At 71.1% G+C, this 11,892-nt stretch carries 6 protein-coding genes and 1 pseudogene; 5 read left to right on the top strand and 2 right to left on the bottom strand.

What is annotated here, in order from left to right:
- The first annotated feature begins 597 nt into the window (after positions 1-597).
- Positions 598-2,271 carry a right-handed parallel beta-helix repeat-containing protein gene (locus AB0M52_RS21835; protein WP_363956553.1) on the top strand — a complete coding sequence of 558 codons (1,674 nt, stop codon included), beginning with the start codon at positions 598-600 and terminating at the stop codon, positions 2,269-2,271.
- A 24-nt stretch (positions 2,272-2,295) separates the two neighbouring features.
- Here the strand turns inward: AB0M52_RS21835 and AB0M52_RS21840 are convergent, their stop codons facing one another.
- Entirely contained in the window at positions 2,296-2,484 is a 189-nt protein-coding gene (locus AB0M52_RS21840) for a hypothetical protein (RefSeq protein WP_363956555.1), read from the bottom strand.
- A 19-nt stretch (positions 2,485-2,503) separates the two neighbouring features.
- On the opposite strand from AB0M52_RS21840, the gene AB0M52_RS21845 reads away from it, so the two are divergent.
- The 4 genes from AB0M52_RS21845 (at position 2,504) to pulA (ending at position 10,543) form a co-directional block, all read left to right on the top strand.
- Positions 2,504-3,184: a hypothetical protein gene (locus AB0M52_RS21845; RefSeq protein WP_363956558.1), complete on the top strand. Its 681-nt coding sequence runs from the start codon at positions 2,504-2,506 to the stop codon at positions 3,182-3,184.
- A gap of 187 nt (positions 3,185-3,371) precedes the next feature.
- Positions 3,372-4,103: a cellulose binding domain-containing protein gene (locus AB0M52_RS21850; protein ID WP_363956561.1), complete on the top strand. Its 732-nt coding sequence runs from the start codon at positions 3,372-3,374 to the stop codon at positions 4,101-4,103.
- A 102-nt stretch (positions 4,104-4,205) separates the two neighbouring features.
- On the top strand, positions 4,206-4,901 hold the full coding sequence (locus tag AB0M52_RS21855; protein ID WP_363956563.1) for a cellulose binding domain-containing protein: 696 nt from the start codon (positions 4,206-4,208) through the stop codon (positions 4,899-4,901).
- Between the two features lie 143 nt (positions 4,902-5,044).
- Positions 5,045-10,543 (top strand): pullulanase-type alpha-1,6-glucosidase, encoded by a 5,499-nt coding sequence (gene pulA, locus AB0M52_RS21860; protein ID WP_363956566.1) that lies wholly within the window; start codon positions 5,045-5,047, stop codon positions 10,541-10,543.
- Between the two features lie 78 nt (positions 10,544-10,621).
- Here pulA and AB0M52_RS21865 read toward each other — a convergent pair.
- Positions 10,622-11,892: pseudogene (locus tag AB0M52_RS21865) on the bottom strand (hypothetical protein); the annotation flags it as partial.

Consider the following 11,892-nt stretch of genomic DNA (forward strand, 5'->3'; position numbering starts at 1 on the left):
GGGGGGTGCTCGGGCGTCCGGGGGGTGTAACGATCCGGGCCGGTCCCGCATTCCAGCGGGCCAGGGGTTCCGGGGGTGCCGGTCATGGCGCGGGGAGCGCCGGCGGTATGCCATGTTCAACGACCCGGGGCCCAGCATCATTCCCCGCCGGTCGGCCCGGTGCGGCGTGCTGTGCGGCGCGGGAGAGCGTCGCGGCCACGGCATGTTCAACGACCAGGGTGCGGGCATGATTCCGCCGCGGGGGTGACCCAGCCCACCGCCCGATCCACCCGATACCGGACATCCGGTGACGGCTGGTCCGAACCCGACCCGGACATCGCGGCCTTTGCCGCCCGCGGGATGCCACGGCGGACGCATCGGACCGGGTCACGTTTCGTCACCGGCGCGCTCCGACGGTGGGTTCGCAGCCTTGCGCGGACTCCGTGACGCGCTTGCAGCGCATCCTGCTCTCTGGGATCGACGTCGGCGTGACGGCCGGGCCGAGGGCGGGCCAGCCGGCGGGCGACCCGCGCGTCCTGATGCTCGGGGTGGCGGCGTTTCCGGGGAGGGGGAGCGGGAAACCGGGCGGGCAGGAGGTCACGACCGAGGGAGGACCCTGTGCGCCTGCCGGGCCGATCCACCGCCAGCCGCGAGCGCTTGGCCCCGGTGGCCGGTGCGCCGCTGTGGTGCGACGCGCGGGAGTTCGGACTTCGGGGCGACGGGGTGACCAACGACCAGCCCGCGCTGTCGGCCCTGGTGGACCGGCTTGGCGAAGGGTACGCCGCGGACGGCCGAGCCCGCGTCATCTACTGCCCGCCGGGGATCTACTCGATCCGGGACGCGGGCACGGTCTGGCGCAGTGGGGTCTCCCTGCTCGGCGCCGGAGCGGGCGCGACCCGGTTCATGCTGAGCAACGAGGGCAACCGCGCCGAACCGACGCCGCTCGCCTTCTGGACCACGGTGCAGCACGGCGCGGATCGCGACCGGCACATCGCCGATTGCACCTTCGCGGACTTCGAGATCGACGGCTCGGGCGTGGCCATGGCGGAGTACAGCTATCTGGCCAAGGGGCTCGGCCTGCAGTACGTCGTGCGGGGCGTGTTCCGCAACCTTTTCATCCACCACACCGGCGCGACCGGGTTGGGCTGCGACTTCCTCCAGGACAGCCTGATCGACGGGGTGGTGGTGGTCGGCTGCGGCCGGTTGGACAACGGCGAGGAGATGGGCGGCGCGGGCATCGGCATCGGCATCGGCGGCTGGGGCGAGGTGGAACGCTGCACGATCAGCAACTGCACCACGCTCGGCAACGGCACCAACGGGATCTTCCTGGAGTTGCAGAAGTCGTACTGGGCGTCCCCGCGCGGGTACCGGATCATCGGTTGCCACAGCCAGGCCAACCGGTTCGGCATCTCCGACTGGGGAGCCGACGGGCTGATCGTCTCCGCCTGCACGCTCACCGGCAACCTCGAGGCCGGCTTCGACGTCTCCGCCAACGGCACGGCCGGTGTCGCCGGGCGCGGCGGCATTCTCAGCGACTGCGTCATCGACCGCAACGTCCGCGACGGGATCAGCATGGGTAACACCCCTGGCCCGTACACCATCCGGGGCAACCGGATCAGCGGCAACGGAGGGTACGGCTATCACCAGCACGACCTCGGCACCGGCTTCCAGGGCGCGGCCTCGGACGTGGTGATCGACAGTAACGAGTTCTGGGACAACGGGCTGGACGCGATCCGGGTCGACCGGCCGATGGTCGACGCGGCAGTGGTGGGCAACCGGATCCGCAACAACGGCCGGCAGTGCGCTCCGGCCGCCGGTGGGGCCGGAGAGTCGGTGCGGTACGCCCGTCGGTCCATGACGGACCGGACAGCGAGCTGGCCGCCCGACGGCCATCGTGGCAAGGTGCTGCGGGTGGGTTCCCGGATGGCGGTGGTGGTCGGCAACACCGACACCGACCTGAACCTGGCCGACCTGCGGCCGGACGCCGCGAACGCATGGAATCAGGACGTACCACCGCCGGGCATGGGCTACGAGCTGCCGCCCGCCGCGCCGGTGCGGGCCGGCATCGCCATCAACGCGCTCTTCGAATCGGCGACGGTGCGCGGAAACCGGATCTGGGACAACCGCGAGCACCCCACCCAGAGCCACGGACTGTGGATCACCGAACGGGGTTCCTGCGTGTCGTGCCGGATCGAGGACAACGACCTCGCCGGCAATGCCGACGGCGCGCTGCGGTTGGACAGCCAACCAGTGGGCGGTCGGTGGGACCGCAACCACGTCGAAGTGGACTGACCGACCGCCCGACGGGAACGCGGGTCAGCCGGCCTCGCTCGTTGGGCCGGCCGAGGCCGCCTCGGCGTGCCGGTCGCGCAGCCGGGCCCGGATCTCCTCCGGGGTGTACGCGCGCCGCCGCCGCTCCGCCCGCGCGATCACCACGCCGGACGCCGCGACTCCGGCCAGACCGGCCAAGCCGAGGACCTTCCACCACCGCACCCGTCGCGCCATCCGCATAGGGTAGACCTTCATGAGCATCAGCCTGGACGAGGCGGTGGAGCTGACCCGTACCGGCGACGTGTGGGTGTTCCGCGGTCGCAGCGTGCCCGACCGCGCCATCCAGTTGACCACCAACAGCCCGGTCAACCACGTGGGCATGGCGGTGGTGCTGGACGACATGCCGCCGCTGATGTGGCATGCCGAGTTGGGCCGGTCGCTGCCGGACATGTGGACCGGCACCCACCAGCGTGGTGTGCAGCTGCACGACCTGCGGGAGGCGGTCCGCGTGTGGGCCGACCGGTACGGCCAGCGGGCCTGGCTGCGCCAGCTCGACCCGCCGGCGGACGCGGAGATGGAGCGGTCGGTGCTGCGGACCGTCGCCCGGCTGGACGGTACGCCGTTCCCGTCCACCGCGCGGCTGGCCTGGCGGTGGCTGCGCGGGCGGGTGCCGGCGCCGCCGGGGTTGCCGCGGGTGCCGGGGTTGCCCGTGCCGCCGGCCCGGCAACGCGCCGAGGCGGGCCGCGAGCGGACCCTGGAGACCGCGTACTGCGCCGAGGTCGTCGCGGTCACCTACGAGGAGATGGGACTGCTGCCCGCGGGCCGGCGGCCGAACTGGTACGACCCGGGTCGGTTCTGGAGCGGCGACGACCTCGGTCTGCACGGTGGTGCCCGACTGGGCAGCGAGATCGAGGTGCGGATCCCGCCGCGCTGAGGATTGTCGACCGGTCCGCCGGCAGTTCCTACCGTCGCTGGTGCCGCCTCCGGCCGACCTCCGGCCAGGCCAGGGCACCGTTCTGGCCACGGCCCCGATCGGTCGGACAGTCCGACCCATCGCCCGTTTCGCGTGCCCCGGCGGCGTGACTAGGCTGGCGCGTCGGTGACGACGAGGGGGGGACCTCATGTCAGTGCGGCCGGGCGGTGCGGAGACCGGAGAAGAGGCCGGCGGACGGACGGCGCGCAGGGTGATCGCCTCCGCGCCGTGGGTGGTGGTCCTGCTCGGTACCGCACTGCTGGTGGTGATGCTGGTGGTCGCGGTGCTGTCGTTCCGTGGCCCCGAGCGGCCGACGCAGTCGGCGCTCGCGCCGCCGATGAGCCTGCCGATCCCGGCGGCCGCGGACACGCTCGCGCCGGAGGACAGCCCGAGCGGCCCGAACAGCCCGAGCCAGCCGAGTGGTGTGTCGCCCACCCCGAGCGGTTCGTCGGCGCAACCGGCGATCCCGTCCCGCACCGCGTCGGCCGCCGCGCCGTCAAGTGCCGGCGTGGCGCCGACCAGCAGTGCCCCGGAGGAGCCGCTGTCAGCCACCGACACCGGCGAGGTCGCGGTCAGTTACAAGGTGCTGAACGAAGACGAGACCTCTTTCCGCGCCCGGCTGAGCGTGAGCAACGGCGGCGGCGAGTCCAGGGACTGGCGGGTGGAGTTGAGGTTCACCGGCGACGTCACCGGCATCAGCGCCTCCAGCGGCCCGGGAGTGTCGGTGACCATCAAGGACACCGGGTGGTATCTGCTCAGCGGCACCCGCCCGCTCGATGCCGGGTCATCGCAGACCGTGCACCTGCGGTTCAGCCGTACGGGTGGTGGGGTCTACCCGGCACTGTGCACGGTCAACGGATCCGCGTGCGCGGTCGACTGACCCCCGGGTTTGGGGACTGTTGGGACACCTGGTGATTCGCCGGGTACTTTCGGGCATTGCTCTTGATCGTTACGCTTGCCGGGCTGCTCGTTGAGGAGAGACATGTCCGGTATGCGGCGCGCTCCGCGTCAGTTCCCGCCCCCCGGCCCGGCCGCCGTCACTTCGTCACCCTGGATCCTGGTGTCGGTCGGGGTCGGCGTCATGGTGGTGCTGCTCGTCGTCGCGGTCGGGGCGTACCGAGGCCCGGGGCCGGACTTCAGCCCTGCGCCGCCGGCGGTCGCCGTACCCCTGCCGGAGCGGGCCTCGTCAGCGGGGCGGGAGGCGTCGGCGGTGCCGGCCCGGCCGTCGCCGGCCGTGCCTGGACTCTCCCCGCGCCGGACCGACCCGCCGAGCCCGACCGCCACCGCGCCGGCCGCGTCTGAGCCCGCGTCCGTGGCGTCGCCCCCGTCGCCGGCACCGTCCCGGACCACCGCGCCCGCCGCCGCACCGTTGGAGGCGCGGTACCGGATGGTGAACACGTTCCAGGGCGGCTTCATCGCGGAGGTGCTGATCCGCAACACCTCACGCGGGGACCTGGGCTGGGTGGCACGGGTGGAGTACCCGGGCGGCCGGGTGGTCACGGCCTGGCTGGAGGGCGTTCCACAGGGGACGTTCACGGGTGTCGGCGGCACGCTCACCTACCGCAGCGGCCCGGATCTCGCCGCAGGCACCTCGGTCGCCTTGCTCTTCCACATCGAGTTCGCCGATCCGAGCCCGGTGAGCTGCACCGTTTCCGGCCGCGCCTGTAGCGGTCGCTGAGGGCGATCGTCTACGGCGAGTGGATCTCCTTTCCAGCCTTGTGCAAGGAGCCGGCATTGTTGCGGGCCTGTTTGCAAGGTATTGCAGAATGTTTCGGCAAGGGCTAGCGTGCGGGCCAATCAGCGACCAGAGGAAGGCCGTCGATGAAACCGCCGCCGATACCGCGCAAGCCCGTGCTGGCCCTCGTCTTCCTGCTCATACTCACCCTGGTCGGCGCGCCCGTCGTGGTGCAGCCCACCGCCGCGGCCGCCCAGTCGGCCGGCGCCGGCCCGCTCAGCGCCACCGGGGCCGCCACCTGGCACGCCGAGCCGTCCGCCGCGGCCCTGCTCGCCGCGGGGACCAACCGGACGCGGGCCGAGCAGTTCTACTTCGTCCTGCCGGACCGGTTCGCCAACGGCGACCCGCGCAACGACCGGGGCGGCCTGGCCGGAGACCGGCTGAGCACCGGGTACGACCCCAGGGACAAGGGGTTCTACCAGGGTGGTGACCTCAAGGGACTCGTCGACCGGCTCGACTACATCCAGGGGCTGGGCACGACCGCCATCTGGCTTGCCCCGGTGTTCAAGAACCGGCCCGTGCAGGGCGAGGGCGACGATGTCTCGGCCGGCTACCACGGCTACTGGATCACCGACTTCACCCAGGTCGATCCCCACTTCGGCACGGCCGCGGACCTGAAGAAGCTGGTCCAGTCCGCCCACCGGCGTGGCATCAAGGTCTACCTCGACGTCATCGTCAACCACACCGCCGACGTCATCAGCTACGCCGAGGACCGCTACAGCTACGTGGACAAGGCGACCGCGCCGTACCGCGACGCGCAGGGCCGGCCGTTCGAGGACCGCAACTACGCCGACGGCAGCCGCGCCTTCCCCAAGGTGAACGCGGACTCCTTCCCGTACACCCCGGCCTTCGAGACCCCGGCGGACGCGAAGGTCAAGGTCCCCGCCTGGCTGAACGACCCGACCATGTACCACAACCGGGGTGACTCCACCTTCGCCGGTGAGAACAGCGAGTACGGCGACTTCTTCGGCCTCGACGACCTGTGGACCGAGCGTCCCGAGGTGGTCCGCGGCATGACGAAGATCTACGCCGACTGGGTACAGTCCACCGGCGTCGACGGCTTCCGGCTGGACACGGTCAAGCATGTGAACCTGGACTTCTGGCCGCAGTTCAGCCAGGGCATCAACCAGGCCGCGGCCCGCGCCGGCAAGAAGGACTTCTTCATGTTCGGCGAGGTCTACAGCGCCGACCCGGAGATCACCTCCAACTACGTACGCCAGGGCGCCCTGCCCGCCACCCTGGACTTCGCCTTCCAGGAGGCGGCGCGTGGCTTCACCGCCAACGACGGCTCCGCGAAGGCGTTGGCCGACGTGTACGCGAGCGACGACCTGTACGCCGCCCGGGACACCCACGCCGGCCGGCTGACCACCTTCCTCGGCAACCACGACATGGGCCGGATCGGCTCGTTCATCGCGGGCGGCCCCACCGACCCGGCGACCCACCTGCGCCGCGACCAGCTCGCCCACGAGCTGATGTTCCTCACCCGCGGCCAGCCGGTGATCTACTCCGGCGACGAGCAGGGTTTCACCGGCTCCGGCGGGGACAAGGACGCCCGGCAGACCATGTTCGCCTCGCAGACCCCGGACTACCTCGACGACGACCTGCTGGGCACCGACCGTACCCACGCGGTCGACCAGTTCGACCGGACGCACCCGCTGTACCGGGCCATCGCCGAGCTGGGCAGCCTGCGCCAGGCGCACCCGGCGCTGCGCGACGGCGTGCAGGTCACCCGGCACGCCGCCGACGGTCCGGGGGTCTTCGCCTTCTCGCGGTTCGACCCGGACAACCGCACCGAGTACCTGGTGGCGGTCAACAACGCCCCGACCGCGCAGACTGTCACCGTGGACACCTGGTCGGCCGGTGCCACCTTCACCGGCATCTACGGCGCCACCGGCCGGCCGGTCGCCGCCGGCGACGGCAAGCTGACCGTGACCGTGCCGCCGTTGTCGGCGGTGGTGCACCGGGCCGGCAAGCCCGTCGCGCTGCCCACCGCCAAGCCGGGCATCACCATCACCACCCCTGCGCCGGACCAGCCGGTGGCCACCCGGGCGGCGGTGACCGCGCAGGTCACCGGGGATCCGCTGGCCACCGTTACGGTCGCCGCCCGGGTCGACGGCGGGAAGTGGACGCTGCTCGGCTCGGCGCATCGCGCCCCGTACACCGTGCACCACGACCTGACCGGCCTGGCCGCCGGCGCGAAGGTCGAGTACAAGGCGGTGGTCCGCGACAGCCGGGGCCGCACCGAGACCACCCGCGCCTCCGGCACCGTCGGCACCCCGGAGCAGTCCGGCGCGTCGCGTGACTGGCTGGTGGTGCACTACCAGCGTCCCGACGGCGACTACGCGGACTGGGGGCTGTACACCTGGGGTGACATCGACCCGGCGTACGCGACCGAGTGGCCGAAGGGGCAGCCGTTCGCCGGCACGGACGCCTACGGGCGGTTCGCCTGGGTGAAGCTCAAGCCGGGGGCGCAGTCGGTCGGCTTCCTGGTGGTCGACGCCGACGGGAACAAGGACGTCGACAACGACCGGACCGTCGACGTGACGCAGACCGGTGAGGTCTGGGTCAAGCAGGGCGACCGGGCGACCTACCCGACCCGGGAGGAGGCCGCCGGCGAGCCCGCGCCGCCGGTCGAGGACGGGGTGGCGGTGATTCACTACCGCCGACCCGACGGCAACTACGACGGCTGGGGCCTGCACCTGTGGGACGGTGCGGCCAGCCCGACCGACTGGGCCAGGCCGATGCCGCCGACCCGGATCGACTCCTTCGGTGCCGAGTTCCGGGTGCCGCTTGCCGAGGGTGCGACCGGGCTGAGCTACATCGTCCACAAGGGGGACGAGAAGGACCTGCCGCAGGACCAGCGGCTCGACTTCGCCGACGCCGGCCGCGAGGTCTGGCTGCTCGCCGCGACGCCGGGCCGGCTGCTGCCGTCGGTGGCGACCGGCACCGGCACGGACACCGACATCGGCAAGCAGAAGGCGCACTGGATCGACCGCTCCACCGTCGCCTGGCGGACCGGTCCCACCGACGGCCGGGCGTACGCGCTGGTGACCGCGCCCGTCGGTGGGGTGAGCGTGGTCGACGGCGAGCTGGTCGGGACGTACACCTCGCTGCCGCTGACCGCGCAGCGCAACGGGCTCACCGAGGCCCAGCGCGCGACGTTCCCGCACCTGTGGGACTACCGGGCCTTCGCGCTGGACCGGCGGGACCTGGCCAAGGTGCCGGCGGCGCTGCGCGGGCAACTGCTGGTGACCGAGCGGGCCGTCGACGGCACGCTGCTCGGCGCCACCGGCGTGCAGATCCCGGGGGTGCTCGACGACGTGTACGCACCGGCCACCAACACCAGCCTCGGCGCCACCTTCGCCGGGGGTGTGCCGACCCTGGCGGTCTGGGCACCCACCGCCCGTACGGTCTCGCTGGAGCTGTTCGACTCGCCCACCGGCACGCCGAGCACGGTGGCGATGCGCCGCGACGACCGCACCGGCGTGTGGTCGGTACGCGGGGCGCGCGACTGGACCGGCAAGTTCTACCGGTACCGGGTGCAGGCGTGGCAGCCGGCGACGCAGCAGGTGGTCACCGCCGCGGTGACCGACCCGTACTCGGTCGCGCTGGCGGCGAACTCCACGCACAGCCAGATCGCCGACCTGACCGACCCGAAGCTGGCCCCAGCCGGCTGGGCGTCGCTGCGCAAGCCGGCGGCGGTGCCGTCCGCCAAGGTGCAGATCTCCGAGCTGTCGGTACGGGACTTCTCCATCGCCGACAGCACGGTGCCGGCGCAACGGCGGGGCACCTTCCTCGCCTTCACCGATCCGGCCACCGCCGGCATGCGCCACCTGAAGGCGATCAGCGACGCCGGGGTGTCCCACCTGCACCTGCTGCCCGCGTTCGACTTCGCCACCATCCCCGAACGGCGGGCCGACCAGCGGCAGCCCGACTGCGACCTGGCGGCCCTGCCACCGGACTCGGACCGGCAGCAGGAGTGCGTCGCGGCGGTAAAGGACGCCGACGGCTACAACTGGGGGTACGACCCGCTGCACTACACCGTGCCGGAGGGCGGTTACGCCGTCGATCCGGACGGTGCGCGGCGCACCACCGAGTTCCGGCAGATGGTCGCCGGGGTCAACGCGGCGGGCCTGCGGGTGGTGATGGACGTGGTCTACAACCACACCTCGGCCGCCGGTACCGACCCGAAGTCGGTGCTCGACCAGATCGTTCCCGGCTACTACCACCGGCTGCTCGACGACGGGGCGGTGGCCACCTCCACCTGCTGCGCCAACACCGCTCCCGAGCACGCCATGATGGGCAAGCTGGTGGTCGACTCGCTGGTCACCTGGGCGAAGGCGTACAAGGTCGACGGTTTCCGCTTCGACCTGATGGGCCACCACCCGAAGGCGAACATCCTGGCCGTGCGGGCCGCACTGGACAAGCTGACCGTGGCCCGCGACGGCGTGGACGGGAAGAAGATCCTGCTCTACGGCGAGGGCTGGAACTTCGGCGAGGTGGCCGACAACGCGCGGTTCGTGCAGGCCACCCAGGCCAACATGGCCGGCACCGGGATCGGCACCTTCAACGACCGGCTGCGCGACGCGGTACGCGGTGGCGGGCCGTTCGACGACAACCCGCGCCGGCAGGGCTTCGCGTCCGGGCTGTTCACCGACCCCAACGGCGACCCGGTCAACGGCTCCGCCGCCGAGCAGCGGGCCCGGCTGCTGCACCAGCACGACCTGGTCAAGGTCGGGTTGGCCGGTAACCTGCGCGGATACCGGTTCACCGACTCCGCGGGCCGGGCGGTGACCGGTGCCCAGGTGGACTACAACGGCTCGCCGGCCGGCTACACCGACGCGCCCGGCGAGGCGGTCACCTACGTCGATGCGCACGACAACGAGATCCTGTACGACGCCTTCGCCTACAAGCTGCCGTCGGGCACGTCGGCCATGGACCGGGCGCGGATGCAGGTGCTCGCGCTGAGCACGGTGGTGATGGGCCAGGGCGCCGGCTTCGTCACCACCGGCACCGAGCGGCTGCGGTCCAAGTCGCTGGACCGTAACTCGTACAACTCGGGGGACTGGTTCAACCAGATCCGCTGGGACTGCGCGCAGGGCAACGGCTTCGGCATCGGCCTGCCGGCGGCGGAGGACAATCGGGACAAGTGGCCGTACGCCCGGCCGCTGCTGGCCGATCCGAAGCTGGTTCCGAGCTGCGCGGCGGTCGAGCTGACCGACGCCCGGTACGCCGAGCTGCTGCGGATCCGGGCCTCCTCGCCGGTCTTCGGCCTGCCCACCGCGCAGGAGGTGCAGCGGCGGGTCGAATTCCCGCTTTCCGGCACCGACGAGACCCCCGGCGTGCTCACCATGACCCTCGACGCCCGTGGCCTCGGTGGGTCGTGGAAGTCGGTGACGGTGGTCTTCAACGGCACCCCGCAAGCCGCGACCCAGCAGGTCAGCGGGCTGCGCGGGGCGGACGTGACGCTGCACCCGGTGCTGCGTTCCTCGGCCGACCCGGCGCTTCGGACTGCCTCGTTCGACCGGGCGACCGGCACGTTCACCGTGCCCGCCCGCAACGTGGCGGTCTTCGTCCAGCAGTAGCGCACACGGTTCGGCCCCCTGCCACCTCCGGTGGCAGGGGGCCGACCTTCCCCGTCTGTGCTGTGTCCGCTGAAGTGCTCAGTTGAAGCAGTCTTCGACGGTGCGGGCGCAGTTGGTGGGGTCGTTGTCGGTGATGGTGGAGTCGTCGTCGAGCTTGACCTTGCCATCGTTGTTGAAGACGCCACCGGCGATCTTGTGGTGCTTGTCGCCGTTGTCGGCCTTGTTCTTGGTGATCTTGGTGACGGTCAGGGTGACCTTGCCTTCGTTGTTGTAGATGCCGCCGCCGTTCTTGCCGGCGAAGTTCTCCTTGACCTTGCTGTCGCGCAGGGTCAGGCGGGCGGCGTCCTCGTCGTTCTTGTGCTTGGACCATTCGGTCGCTGACATGGGGCGAGGAGCGTGCTTCTCTTCGAAGGGTTCGCCGTTGAAGATGCCACCGCCGAAGCGGCCCGCGCTGTTCTGGAGGATCTCGGTGTCGGTGACGACGGCGGTGCCGCGCGTCTCCTCGTCCTTGTCCTTGCCGTAGCTGCGGTGCTTCTTCTCTTCGCTGCTGACGTTGTAGATGCCGCCGCCGTCCTTGTGGGCCTTGTTCTTCTCGATGTTGCTGTGCTTGACCGTCAGGACGGTGTCGATGGCGTAGATGCCGCCGCCGTTCTCGCCGGCGGTGTTGTTCTTGACGAAGGTCCAGCTGACGTGGACGAAGCCGTCGCTGCTGAACACGCCGCCGCCGTTCCTGCGGGCGGTGTTGCCTTCGATGTCGGCCTTCTCGATCTCCACGAAGCCGGCCTTGCCCTTGTCGTCGTGGCGTTCGCGGCTGTCGGAGGAGCCGTGTTCCTTCTTTTCCTTCTTCTTCTCTTCGGCGCGGCCGTTGGCGATGCCGCCGCCGTTCTCGGCGGTGTTGTTGGCGATGCGGGTCTCGCCGCCCTTGCCGTCGCGGGATCCCTCGACCTCGAGGACACCGGCGTTGAAGATGGCGCCGCCGTCTTCGCGTGCGTGGTTGTTGTCGAGGGTGCTGCTCTCGACCTCGACGCGGCCGAAGTTGGCGATCGCGCCGCCGTTGTTCTCGGCGCTGTTGAGGAAGAACTTGGTGTTCACCAGGTGGGCCCGGCCGCCCCGCTCGACGAGCAGGCCACCGCCGTCGCCCTGGTGCTCCTTGTCGTCCTTACCGTGCCACTCCTTCTTCTCTTCCCGCTTCTCTTCCCGCTTCTCTTCCCGCTTCTCTTCCTTCTTGCCGTCCTTGCCGTGCCAGTCCTTCTTTTCGTCCTTCTTCTTCTCTTCCCGCTTCTCTTCCTTCTTGCCGTCCTTGCCGTGCCAGTCCTTCTTTTCGTCCTTCTTCTTCTCTTCCTTCTTGA

Origin of the sequence: Micromonospora sp. NPDC051296 (genome assembly GCF_040682255.1) — a bacterium.
Classification (GTDB): Bacteria; Actinomycetota; Actinomycetes; order Mycobacteriales; family Micromonosporaceae; genus Micromonospora; species Micromonospora craterilacus.

Coding starts and splice junctions, on each gene's coding strand:
- AB0M52_RS21840 (WP_363956555.1), bottom strand. CDS start 2,484: ATGGCGCGACGGGTGCGGTGGTGGAAGGTCCTCGGCTTGGCCGGTCTG.
- AB0M52_RS21845 (WP_363956558.1), top strand. CDS start 2,504: ATGAGCATCAGCCTGGACGAGGCGGTGGAGCTGACCCGTACCGGCGAC.
- AB0M52_RS21850 (WP_363956561.1), top strand. CDS start 3,372: ATGTCAGTGCGGCCGGGCGGTGCGGAGACCGGAGAAGAGGCCGGCGGA.
- AB0M52_RS21855 (WP_363956563.1), top strand. CDS start 4,206: ATGTCCGGTATGCGGCGCGCTCCGCGTCAGTTCCCGCCCCCCGGCCCG.
- pulA (WP_363956566.1), top strand. CDS start 5,045: ATGAAACCGCCGCCGATACCGCGCAAGCCCGTGCTGGCCCTCGTCTTC.